Origin of the sequence: Ruminiclostridium cellobioparum subsp. termitidis CT1112 (assembly GCF_000350485.1) — a bacterium.
Lineage (GTDB): Bacteria > Bacillota > Clostridia > Acetivibrionales > DSM-1351 > Ruminiclostridium > Ruminiclostridium termitidis.
In genome coordinates this window covers 51,564-72,337 of sequence record NZ_AORV01000016.1, presented here as the reverse complement: position 1 = coordinate 72,337, position 20,774 = coordinate 51,564, and the positions used below count along the sequence as shown (strand labels likewise).

The following is a 20,774-nucleotide window of genomic DNA, read 5'->3' as shown; positions in this document are numbered from 1 at the left end:
ATGATCAGCCGTTGAATTCTGCGTTTGAATGGAGATACTCATTTTTATTTTACAACTCTCATAGCTCTCATGGCATTGAGAATTGCGACAACCGTTACTCCCACATCACCGAATACGGCTTCCCACATGGTAGCTATACCCATGGCACCCAATACAAGAATAACAGCTTTAATGCCCAATGCAAATACAATATTCTGCCATACTATGCTTTTTGTTTTTTTGGCTATCCCTATTGCAGAAACAAGCTTCGAAGGCTCATCGGTCATTAGGACCACATCGGCAGCTTCAATAGCTGCATCCGAACCCAGTGCTCCCATGGCGATACCGATATCGGCACGTGCCAGAACCGGTGCATCGTTGATGCCGTCACCCACAAATACCAGCTTGCCGCCTTTCGTCTGCTTCTTTTTCTCCAGAGCCTCAAGCTGTTCGACCTTCTGGTGAGGCAGCAAATCCGTATAAACCATATCCAGCCCGATTTCACCGGCGATTTTTTCTCCGGCTGCTTTACTGTCTCCTGTGAGCATTGCTGTGGTTTTTACACCCATGTTTTTTAAATTATGAATTGCCTCTTTACTGTCGGGTTTTAACTCATCGGAAATAATGATATATCCTGCAAAGCTTCCGTCAATGGCTATATATACTATGCTGCCCAATACTTCGGCTGGTTTGAAGGCTATACCAAAGGCTTCCATCAGCTTGCTGCTGCCGGCCAGCACAAGCCTGCCGTCCACCTTGACCCGGATTCCCTGGCCGGGTATTTCCTCGTGCTCGCTAAGCTTGAGGGTATCAATTACCTGATTGTATGCCTTTTGTACCGAAACGGCTATAGGATGGTTGGAAAAGCTCTCGGCGTGAGCGGCATGGGAAAGGAGTTCCTGCTGGGACCACCCGTTTGTACTGACGATTTGTGTTACCTTGAAAATCCCTTTTGTCAGCGTACCTGTTTTATCAAATACAACTGTATCCACATTATTAAGTGCTTCCAGATAGTTGCTGCCTTTTACAAGTATACCGTTTTTGGACGCTCCGCCTATTCCTCCGAAAAAGCTGAGGGGTATGGAAATAACCAGCGCACATGGGCAGGAGACAACCAAAAATACCAGCGCACGGTGCAGCCAGTCTGAAAAAGCAGCGCCAGGTACTACCAAGGGAGGTATTACTGCAAGTGTCAGTGCGGCAAGAGAGACAAGTGGGGTATAGTATCTTGCGAATTTTGTTATAAAGTTTTCTGTAGGGGCTTTTTTGCTGCTGGCGTTTTGTACCAGGTCCAATATTGTTGAAATTGTTGACTCTCCGAACTCTTTTAAAACCTCAATTGTGAGCATGCCGTTTTTATTGATGGAGCCCGATAACACTTCATTGCCGGGTTCAACATCACGGGGGAGGGATTCTCCGGTCAATGCGGAAGTGTCCAGGGTGGACCGCCCTTCAACGATACGGCCGTCCAGCGGAATTTTTTCTCCCGGTTTTACAACGATCAGGTCACCTATACCAACCTCGTACGGGGTAACTTTCCGTATTTCATCTCCAATTATTAAATTGGCATAATCGGGCCGTATGTCCATAAGAGATGATATTGATTTACGCGATCTGTTAACCGCAAGGCGCTGAATTGCTTCTCCGATCTGGTAGAAGAGCATTACAGCCACACCTTCGGGATATTCTCCAATGGAAAAGGCTCCTATGGTAGCCACACTCATAAGGAAGTTTTCATCAAAAAGCTGGCCTTTGGTAATGTTTTTCAGCGCCCTGAATACAACCTCACCGCCCACAAAAAGGTAGCTGATCAGAAACAGGGCAAACTCTATGTAAGTGCCAAAATCAAAAAGCATGCCTGTGACAAAGATTGCGGCACCTGCATACAGGGTGATACGGTGCAGCCACTTCTTCAGGTTTAAAGAAGAAGCCTGAGTGCTATTTGTACCGGTGTATGAAATTTGAATTGCCGGTTCAATACCGGTGGCAATTTGAGATGCCTGCCGGATAACGGCAGGTAAATTCTTTTTGTCCAGGACTTCAATGGTAAGCTTTTGAGAAACAAAATCAATTCCTGCTGATTTGACACCGTCTATCCGGTTAACCTGTTTTTCAATTTTCTGAGCACAGTCGGCACAGCAGAGACCAAGCAGATAAATCACTTTTTTGCCGGGCTGAAGCTGTTCCTTTTCATTCATTACAACATCCGGATCATGCCGTTTTATGATGGAATCGGCCTGGGCTGTGAGGCTTTCAGCTTTTTCACGGTCTGTAATTTCCATGGTCAGGGTTTTTGAAACAAAATCCACGGCAGCAGAGGATACACCCTCAAGCCTGCTCACATCCCGCTGGATTTTTGAGGCGCAGTTCCCACAGCAAAGTCCTTCTAAAATAAATTCTTTTTTAATAGCTGTATCCATTTATGATTCCCGCCTTTTTTGAATGCTTATGCCAAAGCTTCTTTAACAATAATGTCTTCATCATGTGCAGCTGCGATTCGTGTGATTTCCCCAGACAGTACATCCGGATTCCAGCCGGAATCGATTTCTAATGAAAGAAGGGCAGTGTCTGTGTTTACATCTGCGCTTCTGACTCCGTTCAGGAGACTTACGTCCTTTTTTATTTTTGCAGCACAATTACCGCAGCAAAGTCCTTCCAGTGTGTATTGTTTTGTAATTGTTCCCATAAATTATTCTCCTCTTCTCAAATATAATTTTGCTGTTCAAGCTTTAGTTGAACAGTTGTTTTATCGCTCAACTATCAAGACAAAAAAATATAAAGTGAAACCTATTTTTCGGTAATGTGCAGCAGACCCTGATCAAAAATAGTTTTTACATGGTCATCTGCAAGGGAGTAGTATACGATTTTCCCGTCCTTGCGGTTTTTTACAAGTTTGGATTGCTTAAGCACCCTAAGCTGATGAGAAATTGAAGATTTGGTCATTCCTAAAAGTACGGCTATATCACATACACACATATCTGCACGCAATAATGCGCAGAGAATTTTAACCCTTGTGGAGTCACCAAATACTTTAAATAGGTCGGAAAGATCGATAAGATTATCCTCATCGGGCATATGTTCTCTCACATCGTTGACTACTGCCTCATGTATGATATTACAGTCGCATCTGTCATTATCGGCGGTGTATGCACACATATATTTCCTCCGTTGGTTGAATAGTTGATTTATCATTCAACTATTATTATATTCCTTATTTTTCAATTGTCAATGATAAATTTACTCAATTGACGTGTGAAAACCATTATTCTGAAATGTGATGAAGACCCTGATCGAATATGTGTTTTACATGTTCATCATCAAGTGAATAGTAGACAACCTTTCCGTCCTTCCTGAATTTAACAAGCCTTGCCTGCTTTAAAACTCTGAGCTGGTGGGAGATTGCCGACTGTGTCATGTTGAGAAGTGCTGCAATATCGCACACACACATTTCAGAAGCAAACAGGGCATAGAGGATCTTTATCCGGGTTGTATCACCAAAGGTTTTAAAAAGCTCTGCCAGATCATAAAGGGTTTCTTCCTGGGGGATAATTTCTTTTACCCTATCGACAATATCATTGTGAATAATGTTGCAATCACATCTGACTATATTCTGATTATCATCATCCCGGTAATTACTATCCATTCGATCCCTCCTAAGCGTGTATTTTAAATAATTATTATATTGTTTAATACTGCGGCTGTCAACAATAAAGTGATCAGGGAGGGGGAATCAAAGCTTTTCAGCCTTCATAACCCGCATGGCATTGAGTATGGCAATAACTGCCACACCTACATCGGCAAAAACCGCTTCCCACATGGTGGCTATGCCTCCCGCACCAAGCAGGAGCACAATTCCTTTTACTCCCAGTGCGAAGATGATGTTTTGCCATACAATAACCCTGGTTCTTCTGGCAATCTTTATGGCAGTGACAAGCTTGGCGGGCTCGTCGGTCATCAAGACCACGTCTGCCGCTTCAATGGCCGCGTCCGAACCCAGTCCGCCCATTGCTACGCCGATATCCGCTCTGGCAAGTACCGGGGCATCATTTATGCCGTCACCTACGAATACAAGCTTCCCTTTAGGTGACTTGTTTTTTTCAAGTTCCTCCAGCTTTTCAACCTTTTGATGGGGGAGGAGCTCGGCGTGAACTTCATCCAATCCGAGGGTCTGGCCTACCTTTGTACCCACAGCCTTGCTGTCTCCGGTCAGCATAACCAGCTTTTTGATCCCGATGGTTTTTAATGACTTCAATGCATTTGCCGCATCGTCCTTGACTTCGTCTGAGATAACCATATGTCCTGCGTATTTACCGTCTACAGCAACATGGACGACAGTTCCGGCAGCGTCAACTTCCTCATAAGCGATAGCTTCCTTTCTCATTAATCCGGCATTGCCTGCCAGAATTATGCGATCCCGGACTTTAACACTGATGCCGTGTCCTGAAATTTCCTCATAATTTTCTATCTCATCCTTGTTGATTTCCTTATCATAGGCATTATTGTAGGCCTGAAGAATGGACTGGGAAATGGGGTGGTTTGAATAGCTCTCGGCATAGGCGGCAGCTTCCAAAATGGTCATATCCGGTATAATGCCGTGGTCGGTAACTTTTGTTACCTTGAATACACCCTTTGTAAGTGTGCCGGTTTTGTCAAACACCACGGTATCCACGGCGTTCAGTGCCTCAAGATAGTTGCTTCCCTTGATCAGTATACCGTTTTTTGAAGCTCCGCCAATTCCTCCGAAAAACCCAAGGGGGATTGATATAACCAATGCACAGGGGCAGGAGATAACCAGGAATACCAGGGCGCGGTAAATCCAGTCTGAAAAAGTTGCTCCGGAAATTATAAGCGGGGGAATTACTGACAGTGCAAGTGCCGCAAAAACCACCACAGGGGTATAATATCTTGCAAATCTGGTTATGAAGTTTTCGGTAGGAGCTTTTTTGCTGCTGGCATTCTGCACCAGATCAAGGATTTTGGCTACTGTGGATTCACCGAATTCTTTTGTAACCTCTACTGTGAGCAAACCATTCTTATTGATAAAACCGGATAATATGTCGCTGCCTGCTTCCACCTCCCGTGGGACCGACTCACCGGTAAGGGCCGAGGTATCCAGCATGGATTTGCCTTCCAGTACCTTGCCGTCCAGAGGAACCCTTTCACCGGGTTTTATTATGATAATATCACCGATTTTCACTTCTTCGGGGGATACTGTCTTTTCTTCACTGCCGACTTTCAGATTGGCATAGTCGGGGCGGATGTCCATCAACGCTTTAATGGACCTTCTGGAACGGTTTACAGCAATATTCTGAAACAGTTCTCCAATCTGGTAAAACAGCATAACGGCCACACCTTCGGGAAATTCCCGGATGGCAAAGGCTCCGATGGTAGCTACACCCATTAAAAAGTTCTCGTCAAACACCTGGCCTCGTATTATATTCTTTACAGCCTTTAATACAACCTGGCCGCCCACCAGCACATAGCTTATCAAAAACAGGGAAAGCTCTGCCCAAAAGGGGAAGCTGAATATCACTCCCACTCCGAAAAAGAGGGCTCCTATTGCAAGCTTGACTATTTCCAACCTGTTGATACCATATTCATCTCCTTTTTTGCTATTTTTATCCTCCTCGGCAACTTTTATACCTGATTCGATGCGCCTGGCAATTTTCGAAACCTCATCAACAATCCTTTTTTCATCATGCTTGCTGTTAAACTCTATAATCAGTCTTTTTGAAACAAAATCCACATTTGCAGATTTCACACCGGAAATATTACCGACTTCCTTTTCAATTTTGGCAGCGCAGTTGGAGCAGTCCAGTCCGTTCAGCATCAAGGTTTTCTTTTCGGCATTTGCCATTCTTTTTTCTTTCACCGTAACATCCGGTTCGAGCTTTTTTATAATGGATACGGCTTCATTTATGATATCATGAACTTCTGCTGTGGCTGCCGTTTCAATTGTCAGGGTCTTGGTCATGAAATTCATCGTAGCAGTGCTTACCGAATCAAGACTTTTAACCTTATGTTCAATTTTGGCAGCGCAGTTTGCACAGTCCAGTCCCTCCAGCAGCAGTTCTTTCTTTATTGTTGCAGACATTTTAAAATCCCCTCTTTCCCGGTTACTTTTTTTAGTTAAGTAGAATGAATATATGAATAAATGTTCATATATTATTATATGTTCCTCCTTTAAAAATGTCAACAGACATATGAAAGAATATTCATATGTTTTGAAGCCAAACTGCTCAATTAGCCATTGACAGCCTATAGCTAAAGATATATTATTTATAAATAAACTATTACGATAGTCATGCGGAGATTATTTTATGAAAATAAAACTCTTTGATTCAGAATTAAAAGTTATGGAAGTACTGTGGAGAGAAGGCAATCTAACCGCCGGGCAGCTTGCGCTGGTTTTAAAGGAAGAAACAGGCTGGAACAGGAACACAACATATACTGTGATAAAGAAGTGTATAGATAAAGGAGCCATTGAAAGGCTGGAGCCAAATTTCACATGCAGGGCCCTGATTACCCAGGAAGAAGTTCAGGAACAGGAAACCGCCGAATTAATAAATAAAATGTTTTCCGGCTCTCCTGAATTATTCTTTTCAACCTTTATAAACAGCAAAAACTTTACCAAGGAACAGATCGACAAGCTAAAGCAGCTTGTTGAGAAGCTGAAGTGAGGTTATTTATGGATATACTGCAAATGAGTGCTTCGGCCGGAATTCTTATTATATCAATAGTTTTAATCAGGCTGTTTGCCATTAACAGACTGCCGAAAACCATGTTCATAATACTCTGGGGCATAGCTTTGCTGAGGCTGATGATCCCTTTTTCAATTCCTTTGAATTTTGGTATTAATAATATATTAAAAAAATATCTGACCGGATTTTTGATTAAGCCGACTGCATTGCCAGATGGAGATCAGATTAAAAGGGTGTTTTTTTTCCAGGGTACCGAGCATTTTGGTATTAATACCGCTGTACTGTTTGATTCATATATATTTGTGTGGATGGCGGGAGTAGCCATTACAGCCGCTATATTCGCCTTTTTCCTTTACAGGGGCCACAGGGAGGTAAGAACCGCCCTTCCTGCCAGGGATAAGTTTTTGATTGATAAGTGGCTGAGTAAGCAAAAGCTTAAGCGGAAAATAAGAATCTTAGTATCCGATAAAATATCAACACCTCTTACTTATGGAGTTATAAAGCCCAGGATCATACTTCCAAAGCAGATGGACTTTGATAATGAAGCACAGCTAAATTTTATACTCACCCATGAACTGGTGCATATCAGGCGGTTTGATGCCCTGTGGAAATTTGTACTTGTTTTTACGCTTTGCTTTCACTGGTTCAACCCTTTGGTATGGGTTATGTATGTACTGTCGAACAGAGATATGGAGATTGCCTGCGATGAAAAGGTAATTAGGATATATGGTAAGAATAAAAAAACGGACTACGCCATGTCATTAATTGAAATGGCCCAAAGGAAATCCGGCTTTACTCCGCTTTACAGCAATTTTAGCAGAAATGCCACAGAGGAAAGAATAATTTCAATTATGAAATTCCGGAAGACCTCAGTAATAAGCATTGTATTATCCCTGCTGCTGATTACAGGTGCGGCCTCTGTTTTTATAAAGAGCACGGCGAATTTCATTTTCAAGTTAAACGGAGAATTCAGTACTGTAGAAGGCGGCAGGTACAGTTACCAGCTTGATGAAAATGGAAAAATTACCGTGAAAAATGCCGGGGGTAAAGTGGTAAGCACAGCAGTTCTTGGCAGTGACGGCAAGGCTGATTTGACCGATGCCGACGGAAATATCATTAAGAAGCTGGATGTTGCCGTTCCTGAAATTCTGAAATACGGGAAGGTTGCCAGGCCCCCCTTGTACCGTGCCGAAATCGGCCAAAACGGAAAAGTTACCGTAAAGGATGCAGATGGTCAAATAATTGCTACAGGTACCACAGATAATGCAGGTACCACAGATCCGGCAGGCAGCGATGCATACATAGCTTTAAAGGACGCCGACGGCACCATAGTGGGGAGCGTGGTTGTAAATAATAACAGGGTTACAAGACTTTTGATCCAGGATAAAAAACAAGCCTCTTAAAGACCTGGTTTCAGCCGGTTTTATTAAAAGGTTATGGACAGATTAAAGAAATCTGACCATAACCTTTTTTATATGCCCCATAATTCAAAATTTGTAAACTAATTATTAACTAATTATTAACTATTCCAATAGTCAATTGACAAAGAATGACTATTGCAGTAGTATTATTTCGAACGTGACTATTGTGGTAGTTAGGCTGCGGACTACCAGTTGATAAATAAGCTATAGAGGAGGATATTGATGCCAAAGCCAAAAAACATTACGCCGGTTTTATTTCTGGCACCAAGTATTGTTGGTTTTTCAATTTTTTATTTCATACCGTTTGTGGGCGGATTATACTATTCATTTGTAGACAGCCCGGTAGGGGGCAGTTTTGTGGGGTTGAAAAACTATATTGAGCTTCTGAAAAATCCCGTTTTTTTAAGAGCAGGTTACAATACTCTGACTTTTACGGCAGTCAGCGTGCCCCTTAACATTTTACTTTCCCTGGGGCTGGCGCTTTTGCTGAACAGGGATATATACCGGAAAAACCTTCTGCGCACCGCCTTCATTGTACCGCTTGTGGTTCCTGTGGCCTCTGTGGTCCTGGTTTGGCAGATATTGTTTGATATTAACGGTTCCATAAACAGTCTGATATCCTCCCTTGGTTTTTCGCCCATTGACTGGATGAAAACCGATTATGCAAGGCTTGTAGTAATAATTGTATATCTCTGGAAGAATATTGGATACAACATGGTGCTATTCCTTGCAAGTTTGCAGAATATACCCCGGGAATACTACGAAGTGGCCGATATTGACGGCGCCGGCAGCTGGCGCAAGTTCACCAATATTACACTGGTATATCTTACTCCTGCCGCATTTTTCATATTTGTAATGTCCATTATCAACTCCTTCAAGGTATTCAGGGAGACCTACCTGATTTCGGGTGCGTATCCTCAAAACAGCATATATATGCTGCAGCATTATATGAACAATATGTTCTCATCCCTGGATTACCAGAAACTTACTTCGGCGGCTTTTATCATGGCAGTGTTCATTTACATGCTGGTTTTGATAGTGTTTAACCTTGAAAGAAAAATCGGCAGTACAATCGGAGGGTAGAAAGTATGGGTACCAGGCGCCAGTTTTATAAAGAGCTTGAAAAAACAATATTGTCGGTTTTTTTGTTTGTCATGGCCATAATCATTTTATTTCCGCTGCTGCTTACTGTTACAAATTCCTTTATGAGTGAGCAGGAAATAACTGACAGCTACAGCATGGTCGCAGTAAAAGATCAGGTACCGGAAAAGAATTCTTTTGCAGGTAAATATGCCGATGTTAAATTAATCCCTTCCATGGTGACTATAAAGCAATATTACTATGTCCTAATAAAAGAAACGCAGTTTCTCATCAAGTTCTGGAATTCGGTGTTTCTGGCAGCACCCATAATATTGGGCCAGCTGCTGGTGGCATCAATGGCAGCATATGCCTTTTCAAAACAAAAGTTCATTTTCCGGGACAAATTGTTCTTTGCGTATATCATCATCATGATGATGCCTTTTCAGGTTACTCTGGTTCCCAATTATATCATGGTCGGTAAATTGGGCCTTATGGGAAACTATTTGTCCATTATACTTCCCGGCATATTCAGTACATTTGGAGTATTTTTAATGAGGCAGTTCATGATGTACATACCCGATGCCTATATAGAATCTGCCAAAGTGGATGGAGCCAATCAGTTCAGGATTTTCTGCAGCATTATCCTTCCCATGTCAAAAACCGGACTGGCGGCTCTGGCAATTCTGGTTTTCATAGATAACTGGAATATGGTTGAGCAGCCCCTTGTATTTTTACAGGATGTAAACAAGCATCCCCTCTCGATCTATCTGTCCAGCATAAACGAAGGTGAACGGGGCATAGCCTTTGCAGCCTCCACGATATACATGCTGCCCATGCTGCTGGTATTCCTTTACGGGGAGAACTATCTGGTACAGGGGATTCAGCTTTCGGGCCTTAAGGGTTAATCCGGGAATTGCAGAGATTCTGTCAATTTACTTCAGCAATTCGCAAAAATTATAACGGGGCCATTGCGTTATAAAAAAACATTGACGTGGAGGTAGAACAAAACATGAATGCATTAGAAGAGAATGAAAAAACAGGCCGCAGAAGGCTTATGGGAAAAGCTACGGTAATATTTCTGGCAGTAATACTGCTTTTGACATTTTTTTCAAATTCAATAAACAGCTTTACTCTTCCCAAAGTGACTTATGAAACCGCTGCCAGCGGTGCGTTGATAAAAGAGGTTTCGGGGACAGGAAAGGTTGAGGCAAAATCCTTTCATGACCTGTATGTTAAATCCAGTATGAAAGTGACCGAAATCACGGTTAAGGTCGGAGACACCGTAAAGCAGGGACAAAAGCTTCTGACCCTTGATACCTCGGAGCTGGAAAATCAAATAAAAGATGAACAGGATAAGTTTGCCCAGCTGGAGTTAAGTCTGGAAAAGCTTCTCGACACCGGTGAAAAGCTGAAAGAGGCAGGGTCGCCCCAAAGTCTTTTAAATCTTGACAAGGCAGTTGAACTTGCAAGGCAGAGTGTTGAAAAAGCAGGCAGAAACTACGAAGACAGCAAAAGCCTGTATGAAATGGGAGCTGCTGCCGCCAATGAACTGGCCGATGCAAAAACAGCCTGTGAAAACGCAAATACCGAATTTGAAATAGCGAAGAATAACAGGGAAAAAGCCTTATCGGACAACAAAAGAGATATTGAAAACAATAAAAGAGACATTGAAACTACCAGACTGAATATCAGCATTGCGCAGCGGAAAATAGATGAACTTCGGAAGCAGGCCGGTATGAGTACGGTGTCGGCTCCCTGCGACGGAATAATAACAGAACTATATTATTCCGAAGGCATGACTGCCAATTCATCCCAGCCCTTGTACAAAATCGCCGATGCAAAAGGCGGCTTCCAATTCACTGCCGCCGTTGACATAAGTGCCGCAGAATATATAGAGCCGGGTGATGAAGCCGAGCTGACAATAAGCTCGGGGAACAGAACCATTAAGGGTGTGGTCAGCCAGCTTAAGGATAATCAACAGCAAATGGGAGTAAAAAAGAACGTTCTCATTGATATAAGCGCAGAAGATTTAATGGGGGGTGAAAGCGGCACGGCAAATATTAAGAAGGGTATGGGTTCATATAGGACACTTGTTTCAAATTCGGCAGTGGGACAGGATAATGACGGGAATTTTGTATATGTGCTCAAGGAACGAAAAGGTACTCTGGGAAATGAGTTTTATGTTGAAAAAGTAATTGTAAATATTGGCGATTCCGATAACGTAAAGACTGCTGTTCTAAGTGGAGTGACCTCTGCAGATAAGATTGTTTCAGACAGCGATAAACCCCTGTCCGACGGATCGCGTGTAAGAATAGCCGAATAGGAGCAGAGATTATTATGAAAAAAAGCAAAGCACTATGGTTGTTATCTTTCTTCGGTGTACTATTTACACTTTCAGGTATTGTCCTTGGAGGAGGACTTATTGAGAAATGCCTGGAGCTTAATGGGGATTACTCCCTGCAAAAGGTGATGGTAGCTGTGAAAAAACAGCTGGACCCCAAGGGGTTAAATACATTTACAATGGATGAGGTCACCAGGCTTGAAAAAGAGCTTTCAAACAAGGATATCAGTGCTGCCGCCCGGTCGGGCCTGATCAATAATTCCGTGTCCTTCAACAGTATAGTTTATCCTGCAAGTATAAACGGTGTTGACAGCAGATATCCAAAGTTTACTGATGTATCACTTGAAAAAGGCAGTTTTATAACTTCCAGACAGGAAGAAGAAGGAGCAATGGTTGCAGTAATAGATTATGATCTGGCATTGGATATATTTAAAACAGCAAATGTGACTGGTCAGAAACTCGAAATTTTCGGAGCTGTTTTCATAATTACGGGAGTTGTCAAAAAAGATGACTCTCTTATGGGAAAACTGACCGACAGCGGTATTTCCCAGGTTTACATACCGGTTGGAGTAATGCTGGAACTGGACTGCACGGCAGGTATAGAGACTCTTCAGATCAGGACCGGAGATGCCTCCACTCTGGATCAGAACAGGAACAGTATTTCATCGGCCTTGAGGCAGATAGGGAAAAATCCTTCAAACTACAGCTTAAGCGATTATAATATAAAACTTGCCTTAATGAAGCAATTGCCCAAGCTATATCCGTTTGTCCTGGGAGCAGTATCCATAATTGCTTTAACGCTGTACCTGAAAAAAACTCTGTCAAGGCTGTACTCACACATAAGCGCCGGCTGCAGAACCGATTATATATTAAATGTTGTAAAATCCAGCCTTGCTTACATTGGAGCCTGCTTACTTGAAATGCTCCTGTCTGCTGCCGGCATTGTTCTTTTATGGCTCGGTATCAGGTTTGAACTTTACATTCCTCCAAATTATATTCCCGATGAGCTGATAAATATTTCGTATTATCAAGACCTGCTTAAAGCCGCAATTCAGGGAAGCGTGCAGAATATGGGATATATAGCCTCACGTCCGGAACTGCTTGTGAATACTTCAAATATTCTGTTGGATTTTATTGTTTTTATTTCAGCTGTGTTGGGAGCCGTGTTTTTATATGCGGGATTTCGCGAGTCGAGCTATTTAAGCATTGATATCAAGGGAATGACGGCAGTTTTTGCCGTACTTATGGCTGTTTCACTGGCAATTCTGGCTATGACGGCGTTTTTTGCAGACCTGCCCTTTATGCCGGATATAAAAAGTATTCTGGTGGTGTGGGCCTTTATATACATAAAAATTTTATTTAATTCAAAGAGAGAGGAAAGTGGTATTTAAATGTTTAAAAGGATTCTAGGTATATTTTTGGCATTGGCACTTACTGTAAGTGTTTCAGCCTGCGGAAATGACAAAAGCAGCAGGCAGTCACAGGAGGAAAATGCAGCAAGGTATATTGAAACGGAGATCGGCGGCAGTTCAGGTTTGAAGTGGCCTGTAAGCAGCAGGGTCAATTCAGAAAACCAGCTTGTGTTTTTTGACAGGGGAGTCGGAGAAGCCGGCAGATTTGTAACTTTAAGTCCGGATGGGGTGCCCGGAACCGAATTCAGCTGCAGCCTTGCAGGAAATGTAAGAGCCTTTGCCCTTGACGCACAGGATAATATCTATGTGCTCTCAAGTGAACAGCAGCAGAATAATATTGTTCAAAACCTCACAGTGCTGGGCTCCGGAGGAGAGGTCAAACAGAATTTTGAACTGGACGTTCTCAGCAGACCGGGGGATGGTGCAATGGCTGCCGCAGGTTATTCAGATATTGCCGTAGATTCAGCCGGCAATATTTATTTGACAGATCCCACAAAAAATATTCAGGTACTGGGAAAGGACGGACAGAAGTTAAGAACACTTGGCAGCCTGCAGTATGAAAGTCTGGATATCGATGCTGATGGCAATATAATAGCGGGCAATTTCGGCATGGGTAAGAAAACCATCGAGAAACTTGATGCAGCCACGGGTAAAAGCATCTGGGCGGTTGATTTGCCGTCTCAAAATTCAGGAATGTATATGATAGGTTCAGATAAAATAAGGTATTCGAAAGCTGACAAATCCATTTATCATATGAGCAGCCAGAATATTACCAGATATGATTCCACCGGTAAATTAATTGAAACAGCTATTGATTTCAAAGATTATACCATTTTGGCCGCTGGATACAACATTATTGATCTTTGTATGGATGCTGCAGGAAATATATTTGTAACTTCAAGTTCGGCACCTTCCGGCGGAGGTAAGATAACACCCGCTGATGGCGGAAGCCCGGATAAGGCAGGAGATGGCGCTCCCTCTGGAAAAACTGTAACCGGAGGAGCAAAAGACGGAAAAGTTATTGTGACCGGCGGGGAGATTAAATATGAAATATACAGGTATTCAAAAGACAGCGGCAGCAGTTCAATAAAGGAAAAGAAAACTATCACTGTTTCAGTCCCGCAGTCAAACAGAGCACTTGAAATGGCCGCAGGTAAGTATCAGAAGGAGCATCCCGGGTACCGCATCGATGTTCAGACCTATCCAGGCCAGGACAATAGCGGCAGTGATTATGAGACTTACGTTAAAAATCTGAATACACAGATACTCTCGGGTAATGGGCCGGATATAATTTCAGCTGCAGGCTTACCCTATGAAAACTATGTATCCAAAAATATTCTTGCAAATATAAGTGATATTATGGACAATGATAAAGATTTTGATATAAACAATTATTATACAAATATCATGGATGCATTAAAGTCGGATAATAAACTGTATGTACTTCCCACAGAATTCTCCTTCAATATTTTAATGGCAAACCAGGAAGTACTTGATCAGGAGTCAATCAAAATAGACAGTACCAAATGGACCTGGGAAGATTTTAAGTCGATAGCCGGAAAAGTCACACAAAACAGCGGGGACGGCGGCAGCAGGGCTGCATTGCCGGCAGTAGGCCCTATGGAGCTTTTAAATCTTTTCACCGGCGGCAGCTACAGCAATTATATAGATTCACAAAAGAAGAATGCCGCCTTTACATCAAAGGAGTTTACTGAACTCCTTACCACAGTCAAGTCGTTCACCGACAGCAGCCTGGCCGACAGCAGTATTAAAACGGATATGGTTTCGGTACTGGATGCCGCAGGCAGAGGAGCACTGGTATTTTATCCGTATACTATCACGGATTATAATATGTACGCATTAATGAAGTCCGCTTATAAAGAGAAATTAAGTCTTTATGAGCTTCCTTCCGAGGGAGCTTCCAATGGCAAAACCTTTACCTCAAGTTCTTTATATGCCATAAATAATAATTCCAAATATAAGGCTGAGAGTTGGGAACTGCTAAAGACACTTATTTCGGAAGAAGTACAGGCACAGAGCACCCAGAGTGGAATGACCCAGTCAAAAGGAAATGGAAATGCCGGAGGCTTTTCAATAAACAGGGCTGCCCAGTTGAAGAAGGCCCAACAGGCCATAGATGCATCGGCAGGAGGAAAAACGAGAATGATGATGAAAGGTCCCAACGGAAATATTTCTCTAAGTCCCGCGGCAATGTCACAGTCGGATATTGACTATATTGACGGATTCATATCAAAACTGAATAAATTTGCAAATGCAGATGAAAATATCAACAGCATTATAGTTGATGAAACAAAGGCCTTCTTCTCGGGTGAAAAATCCGCGGAAGAGACAACAAGGCTGATTCAGGATAGAGTAAATACCTATCTGGGGGAATGATTACAATATAAAACAGCCGTCTTAAAACAAGGAAGTTGTTATTAAACATGTTTCGAAAAGACCTGCAGGACAGTGGAATGTTCTACAGGTCTTTTGTTATTTTCAATTCCGGTTTTCTGAAGCTCTGAGTTAATGATAATACGAGGATAAACGATTAAAAACAATTGCAATAAATTGTCGACGAAGGCAAAGTATGATTTAAATAAACAGGATAAATTATTAAATTTTTATAAAATAAATGTTATAAATAATTGGCTATTATCGACATATAAGTATTTTAGTGGTAATATATAATAAATTACTATAAAACAACATAAATAACTGATAATACCATATAGGCTGTCTGATATATGCTTTTTCGAAAGTGAGGGTTTACAATGGTAAGACAAATTTCAATACTGATATTGCTGCTTACTTCAGTTTTGCTTATTCCGGGAGGCTGCTCGGCAGAATCTATGGAAAATGCCTATTCCAATTCCCGATTAGCCTCAAGCGCAAACGCTTCGACGAACACAATGTCGAATTCACCTGAAAGTTCAAATGCAGAATCAACCCAATCATCCAAAGCCGGCAATGAAAAAATACTGGTAGTTTATTATTCATTAACAGGAAACACAAAAGACATAGCAAATATTATTAAGAATGAGACCGGAGCTGATATTTTTGAAATCAAGTCAGAATTTGATTACTATCGCAAAGATGTGGAAGAAGTAGTAAAAAAACATTTAAGTGAAGGCTATAAGCCAAAACTGACAAGTTCATTACACAATATTGATCAATATGATTTGATTTTTGTCGGAGCACCAGTTTGGTGGTTTTCTGTTCCTCCTCCAGTTATGTCATTTCTGTCTCAATATGAATTAAAAGGTAAAAAAGTTGTACCATTTTGTACATGTGGGAGCGACTATGGAGATTTCTTCAAACAGTTTGAAAACGAATGTTCAGATGCAGAGCTGCTCAAGAGTATAAGTTTTACAAAAAATCAGTTAAGTAAAAAGGACAATGTTAAAAAAGATATAATTGAATGGCTCAAAGAGATTGGTATTAAAAAATAATCCAAAAGCAAAAAAATATAAATCAAAAAAATGGAAAAATGTTGTATTTTAAAATAAAAATGTTATAATGAGTATAAATATGTAAAATAACCCCGATATTTGTAAAACAGTTTAATAAATAGCAATTTGTTAATCATTGGCATGGAAGGGGATGCTCCAAGTGAGTGTAGCAGCAATATCTATTATATGCATTTCAGTTTTATTTTTAATAGCAACACTGTTTTTCTTTATAAAAGGAATTTGGGGAATATTCAGCAGGAAAACAAAATTCATCGGTTTTAGTATAAAAGGGCTTATCGGTTTCATATTCTCAGTGGTTTTATTTCTTGCAGTTATGTATTGCATTTACCACATGCCCGATATTTTGTTAGCCAGCGGCACATGGCCGTTTTTAATGGTTGAGGGGCCCATAAGTGTTATATATGCCGGTCTGTCTCTGGCAATAGTAGTACCTGTTTTTTACATATATCTGATTTTTTCCATTTATTTTGTCAATTCTGAAGAAATCCCGTATTTTACTTTGACGGGGTTAAGTATTATTGGCGGTCTTGGAAACACTCTTCTGATTTTTACAATTAACAGTGCGGTCAATAGAAATGACAGAGTAGATAGCGGATTATATTTATACCTTATCATTGGACTTGTTGTATTTGCCGCATGCTCGGTAATGTCAAGAAATAAGTTGGTTGTTTATACCAACCAGCTTGTCTTTAATAAAAGAATGCAGATTACAGATAAAATTCTGCATATGCCGTATGAGGAGTTCGAGGCGTTTGAACAGGGTAGTATACAGGCTGCTCTCAATAATGATACAGAAACGATCAGCAGCTCGGTCAATATAATAATCAGCGGATTAACATCAGTTATATCACTTGTTTGCTGTCTGATCTACCTTGGAAATCTAAACATTTACGGTCTATTCTTTTCGGTTGTAACCATATTGCTTGCAGCAAGTATTTTTTATATGGCCGGAATGTCTGTAAACAAATTTTGGGAAAAAACAAGGGATATACAGAATAAATTTTTTAAATATATAGATGAATTAATCAGCGGATTTAAAGAGCTTTATTTGAATAGCAGCAAGAAATCTGAATTCAGAATGGATATGCAGAATACTTGCCAGGACTATAAAGAGAGCCGTTCAAAAGGTGATTTCAGGTTTGCCAATGTTACTGTGATGGGAGAATTGTTATTTACATCTGTCATTGGAGTTGTTGTTTTTGTATTTCCATTAATCTTTAATAATGTTGATAATGCAACATTGAACAGCTACGTTTTCATCTACTTATACATGTCAGGGGCAGTCAATGTTTTATTAAATGCAATGCCTAATATTGTTAGAATATCAATCAGCTGGAAAAGAATAAACCAAATTCTTAATTCAATTTCCTATGAAAAAAAATCCCGGCAGAATCTTTCGGATGCCTGCAGTTCCGGCAGTATAGAATTGGTTTTAAAGGATATAGTTTACGAGTACAGGAGTGAAGAAGGGGAAGAGAACAAAATGTTTTCTGTAGGTCCTGTCAATTGCAGCTTTAAAGCCGGTGAAGTCACATTTATTACCGGTGGAAACGGCAGCGGAAAATCCACTCTTGCCAAGCTGATTACAGGGTTGTACAGTCCCAAAGCGGGTGATACTATTCTTAATGGAAGCAAAATTGAGCCTGTTGATCTGGGAAAGTACTCCTCCACTATATTCAGTGATTTCCACCTCTTTGAAAAATTATATGGAATAGACAGCGAAAGCAGGAGCGATGAAATAAAAGCCCGGTTGAAAGAATTACGTTTACAAGACAAGGTTGAGGTTATTGATGGTATGTTCAGCACTACCAAACTTTCGACCGGTCAAAGGAAAAGACTGGCATTGATGCTTTGCTATCTTGAGGACAGGCCCATATGTCTTTTTGATGAATGGGCTGCCGATCAGGATCCTGAGTTTAGAGAACTGTTTTATAATCAGCTGATTAAAGAACTGAAAGATAGAGGAAAGTGTGTTATTGCAATAACACATGATGACCGTTACTTTGATTTGGCCGATAAGGTCATAAAAATGGAAAGAGGTAAAATAACCGGATATGTTGGAGAAATCAATAATTTACAGCTCGACCTGGTCGGTGTCTGACATATCAATTGCGTTTTACGAAAATCAGTCTATACATACAATTAAAATAAATAAAATTCATCTGCAACCGTAAAGGAAGTTATATATGGAAAAAATTAAACTAATTTGTTTACCATATGCCGGAGGTTCGGCAACGGTTTATTTCAAATGGAAAAAATTAATCGCGGAAAATATTCAGATTGAACCGGTAGAACTGGCAGGCAGGGGTAAAAGATTTAATCAGCCTTTTTACAAGGATGTTGATGAGGCGGTTGACGATATCACAAAAGCGGTTTATGAAAAAATAAATAATTCTCCTTATGCTGTTTTTGGGCATAGTATGGGCAACCTTTTGGCATATGAGCTGGTTAATAAACTGATGAAGCTGGGCTGCCGGGAACCCGTACACATTTTCTTTTCAGGAAGGTGTCCGCCACATATAGTAAAGAACGAGTCCAAGCTGCATTTGCTTCCTGATGAAGAATTCAAGGAATGCATACTGGGCATCGGCGGAACCTCCAAAGAAATATTTGAATCAACAGAATTATGTAATATATTTATTCCGGTGTTAAAAGCTGATTACAAAATCGTTGAAGAATATGTATATAATCCTGACAGAGATTACAGGTTCAGTTGTCCGATAACTGCACTCAGCGGAAGTGACGATGAAGGAACACCTTTCGATGAGATGCTGGAATGGAAGAAGTATGCCGGCAACGAATTTAACTGCTGTCAATTTAACGGAGGACATTTCTTTATTCATTCTCAGATGGAAAATGTTTTAGACCTCATAAATAAATCATTGATAAGATAGAACAAAATCAATTATTGGAGGTATCCAATGTTTAAAAAATTGTGTTGTATGTTTATGATAATTATATCACTTCTGCTTTCAGCATGCGGAGAAGCAACACTACCTGTTATTAAGGGTCAGGATACCTATTCGGCTGAAAATGTAAAAATAATAAATGAAGGCGATTATTTCCGGGTTGAGCTTGATTTTTCAAAAATGTCAAGCCACATGCAAATAGGTAAGGATTATTCCGAAGGTATTCTGAAAATGGTGCCGGATTTTGAAATGTTGGTTGATACATATCTTGAAGAGATATTCAGCAATCAGGACACCTATGATGAAATGCTGAGAAGAATTGAGGATTTGAAGCCCCAGATACCTCAGCAGTTCAGAGATGAAATAGAAGGAATGGCTTCCAATTTTTCAGGAGGAAGTCAAAATGTAAGAGGAGACGACAAGGTTTCTATTGATGAATTTTATATGTACAACTTATTTCCGGATATTCTGAGAGCCACACAATGCACTTTTGTATCGGTTTTCGGCAGCCGCTCCTCTAATGGAAATACAATTTCAGGAAGAAATCTGGATTGGTATGGCGGCTCACAAATGCAAATATCCAGGTTTCCGGCAGTGACATTTATAAATAATTCTTCAAACCGCATATGTTCGGTTGGGTATTTGGGTTTTATGGGAATTCTGACCGGATTTAATGGTGAGGGGGTTTTTGCAGCAATTCTGGATTCTGCATCGGGTTCAGTGTATACCTCCCAGGGAAGAATATCTTATGTTTTTGATTTGAGGCTTGCACTTGAAAATGAGAAAACATTGACCGGTGTTGCGGATTATATGAAAGCACCTGCCAAACTTTATACATTTAATCATATTGTAGCTCTTTCCGATTCTAAGGAAAGTAAGGTGCTGGAGAATAACTTCAGCGGTTCGGGACCTGATGATGAACGTGTAAAACGTGAGCTCAGGAGCGACAGTTCAACATTAAACAAAGGTATAACTTGGGGAATTCAAAACGCAGTGGGCAGTGTAAACTCATTTGTTCTGAAAGGTAATAGCGATAACCATACCGATAACAAGTATAATACCAAGAGATGGAATAATATGAGGGAACAGCTGCAGGCCAAGGGTGACAGTGTCACACTGGACGAGCTCAAAGATGTTATATCCTTCGGAAAAGGTTCACCAGGAACCTTCAATGACAGCGGTCATCTTTATAACAGATTGACAAACCAGTCTATTATTTTTGAACCCGCTACATTTTTATTGGAAATATCTTTTCATCCCAAAACCAAAATGTGGGCTAACGCACCTACATATCATAAAGTAGCTGTTGATTGGTAATCAATTTGAGGAGTCGTTCTTTATTAAGGAGGGGCCAGCGTGAAAGATAAATTTGTGTTTACATACTGAAATTTCACGCACAAAAATCCACAAGCGGATTTTCATTCCTATTTGTGACGCCGCAATTGCGGCGAAATGGAG

General features: G+C 40.9%; 16 protein-coding genes. 11 read left to right on the top strand and 5 right to left on the bottom strand.

Annotated features, from left to right (window positions below; genetic code table 11):
* Window positions 1–44: 44 nt before the first annotated feature.
* From CTER_RS03060 to CTER_RS03040, 5 genes are all read right to left on the bottom strand, one after another.
* Window positions 45–2,399, bottom strand: a complete 2,355-nt coding sequence (locus tag CTER_RS03060) for a heavy metal translocating P-type ATPase (protein WP_004623646.1) — start codon at window positions 2,397–2,399, stop codon at window positions 45–47.
* A 26-nt stretch (window positions 2,400–2,425) separates the two neighbouring features.
* Window positions 2,426–2,665 carry a heavy-metal-associated domain-containing protein gene (locus tag CTER_RS03055; RefSeq protein WP_004623666.1) on the bottom strand — a complete coding sequence of 80 codons (240 nt, stop codon included), beginning with the start codon at window positions 2,663–2,665 and terminating at the stop codon, window positions 2,426–2,428.
* Between the two features lie 101 nt (window positions 2,666–2,766).
* On the bottom strand, window positions 2,767–3,135 hold the full coding sequence (locus tag CTER_RS03050) for an ArsR/SmtB family transcription factor (protein WP_004623638.1): 369 nt from the start codon (window positions 3,133–3,135) through the stop codon (window positions 2,767–2,769).
* Between the two features lie 106 nt (window positions 3,136–3,241).
* Window positions 3,242–3,622, bottom strand: a complete 381-nt coding sequence (locus CTER_RS03045; protein ID WP_004623672.1) for an ArsR/SmtB family transcription factor — start codon at window positions 3,620–3,622, stop codon at window positions 3,242–3,244.
* A gap of 87 nt (window positions 3,623–3,709) precedes the next feature.
* Window positions 3,710–6,073 carry a heavy metal translocating P-type ATPase gene (locus CTER_RS03040; protein ID WP_004623649.1) on the bottom strand — a complete coding sequence of 788 codons (2,364 nt, stop codon included), beginning with the start codon at window positions 6,071–6,073 and terminating at the stop codon, window positions 3,710–3,712.
* Between the two features lie 226 nt (window positions 6,074–6,299).
* On the opposite strand from CTER_RS03040, the gene CTER_RS03035 reads away from it, so the two are divergent.
* From CTER_RS03035 to CTER_RS02985, 11 genes are all read left to right on the top strand, one after another.
* Entirely contained in the window at window positions 6,300–6,659 is a 360-nt protein-coding gene (locus tag CTER_RS03035; RefSeq protein ID WP_004623658.1) for a BlaI/MecI/CopY family transcriptional regulator, read from the top strand.
* 8 nt (window positions 6,660–6,667) lie between these two features.
* Window positions 6,668–8,083, top strand: coding sequence for a M56 family metallopeptidase (locus tag CTER_RS03030; RefSeq protein ID WP_004623661.1), 1,416 nt, complete (start codon window positions 6,668–6,670; stop codon window positions 8,081–8,083).
* Between the two features lie 240 nt (window positions 8,084–8,323).
* Window positions 8,324–9,184: a carbohydrate ABC transporter permease gene (locus CTER_RS03025; RefSeq protein ID WP_004623657.1), complete on the top strand. Its 861-nt coding sequence runs from the start codon at window positions 8,324–8,326 to the stop codon at window positions 9,182–9,184.
* A 5-nt stretch (window positions 9,185–9,189) separates the two neighbouring features.
* Complete coding sequence (locus CTER_RS03020; RefSeq protein ID WP_004623669.1) at window positions 9,190–10,086, top strand: carbohydrate ABC transporter permease; 897 nt, start codon at window positions 9,190–9,192, stop codon at window positions 10,084–10,086.
* A 104-nt stretch (window positions 10,087–10,190) separates the two neighbouring features.
* Window positions 10,191–11,504, top strand: a complete 1,314-nt coding sequence (locus CTER_RS03015) for an efflux RND transporter periplasmic adaptor subunit (protein ID WP_004623640.1) — start codon at window positions 10,191–10,193, stop codon at window positions 11,502–11,504.
* 14 nt (window positions 11,505–11,518) lie between these two features.
* Window positions 11,519–12,913 (top strand): ABC transporter permease, encoded by a 1,395-nt coding sequence (locus tag CTER_RS03010; RefSeq protein WP_004623679.1) that lies wholly within the window; start codon window positions 11,519–11,521, stop codon window positions 12,911–12,913.
* Window positions 12,914–15,331 (top strand): extracellular solute-binding protein, encoded by a 2,418-nt coding sequence (locus tag CTER_RS03005; RefSeq protein WP_004623665.1) that lies wholly within the window; start codon window positions 12,914–12,916, stop codon window positions 15,329–15,331.
* A 455-nt stretch (window positions 15,332–15,786) separates the two neighbouring features.
* A complete protein-coding gene (locus CTER_RS03000) occupies window positions 15,787–16,386 on the top strand; it encodes a flavodoxin family protein (protein ID WP_165585944.1) in 600 nt (199 codons plus the stop codon).
* A gap of 151 nt (window positions 16,387–16,537) precedes the next feature.
* Entirely contained in the window at window positions 16,538–18,508 is a 1,971-nt protein-coding gene (locus tag CTER_RS02995) for a cyclic peptide export ABC transporter (RefSeq protein WP_004623660.1), read from the top strand.
* Between the two features lie 85 nt (window positions 18,509–18,593).
* The gene (locus CTER_RS02990; RefSeq protein ID WP_004623651.1) at window positions 18,594–19,301 is read left to right on the top strand and encodes a thioesterase II family protein; all 708 of its coding nucleotides are present in this window, start codon (window positions 18,594–18,596) and stop codon (window positions 19,299–19,301) included.
* 27 nt (window positions 19,302–19,328) lie between these two features.
* Window positions 19,329–20,633: a C45 family autoproteolytic acyltransferase/hydrolase gene (locus CTER_RS02985; RefSeq protein ID WP_004623682.1), complete on the top strand. Its 1,305-nt coding sequence runs from the start codon at window positions 19,329–19,331 to the stop codon at window positions 20,631–20,633.
* The last annotated feature ends 141 nt before the right edge of the window (window positions 20,634–20,774 follow it).

Excerpts from the sequence above, each read along its gene's own strand:
- CTER_RS02985 (WP_004623682.1), top strand. The coding sequence starts at position 19,329 with ATGTTTAAAAAATTGTGTTGTATGTTTATGATAATTATATCACTTCTG.
- CTER_RS03010 (WP_004623679.1), top strand. The coding sequence starts at position 11,519 with ATGAAAAAAAGCAAAGCACTATGGTTGTTATCTTTCTTCGGTGTACTA.
- CTER_RS02995 (WP_004623660.1), top strand. The coding sequence starts at position 16,538 with ATGCTCCAAGTGAGTGTAGCAGCAATATCTATTATATGCATTTCAGTT.
- CTER_RS03040 (WP_004623649.1), bottom strand. The coding sequence starts at position 6,073 with ATGTCTGCAACAATAAAGAAAGAACTGCTGCTGGAGGGACTGGACTGT.
- CTER_RS03005 (WP_004623665.1), top strand. The coding sequence starts at position 12,914 with ATGTTTAAAAGGATTCTAGGTATATTTTTGGCATTGGCACTTACTGTA.
- CTER_RS03015 (WP_004623640.1), top strand. The coding sequence starts at position 10,191 with ATGAATGCATTAGAAGAGAATGAAAAAACAGGCCGCAGAAGGCTTATG.
- CTER_RS03045 (WP_004623672.1), bottom strand. The coding sequence starts at position 3,622 with ATGGATAGTAATTACCGGGATGATGATAATCAGAATATAGTCAGATGT.
- CTER_RS03055 (WP_004623666.1), bottom strand. The coding sequence starts at position 2,665 with ATGGGAACAATTACAAAACAATACACACTGGAAGGACTTTGCTGCGGT.
- CTER_RS03025 (WP_004623657.1), top strand. The coding sequence starts at position 8,324 with ATGCCAAAGCCAAAAAACATTACGCCGGTTTTATTTCTGGCACCAAGT.
- CTER_RS03060 (WP_004623646.1), bottom strand. The coding sequence starts at position 2,399 with ATGGATACAGCTATTAAAAAAGAATTTATTTTAGAAGGACTTTGCTGT.
- CTER_RS03050 (WP_004623638.1), bottom strand. The coding sequence starts at position 3,135 with ATGTGTGCATACACCGCCGATAATGACAGATGCGACTGTAATATCATA.
- CTER_RS03020 (WP_004623669.1), top strand. The coding sequence starts at position 9,190 with ATGGGTACCAGGCGCCAGTTTTATAAAGAGCTTGAAAAAACAATATTG.
- CTER_RS03035 (WP_004623658.1), top strand. The coding sequence starts at position 6,300 with ATGAAAATAAAACTCTTTGATTCAGAATTAAAAGTTATGGAAGTACTG.
- CTER_RS02990 (WP_004623651.1), top strand. The coding sequence starts at position 18,594 with ATGGAAAAAATTAAACTAATTTGTTTACCATATGCCGGAGGTTCGGCA.
- CTER_RS03000 (WP_165585944.1), top strand. The coding sequence starts at position 15,787 with ATGGAAAATGCCTATTCCAATTCCCGATTAGCCTCAAGCGCAAACGCT.
- CTER_RS03030 (WP_004623661.1), top strand. The coding sequence starts at position 6,668 with ATGGATATACTGCAAATGAGTGCTTCGGCCGGAATTCTTATTATATCA.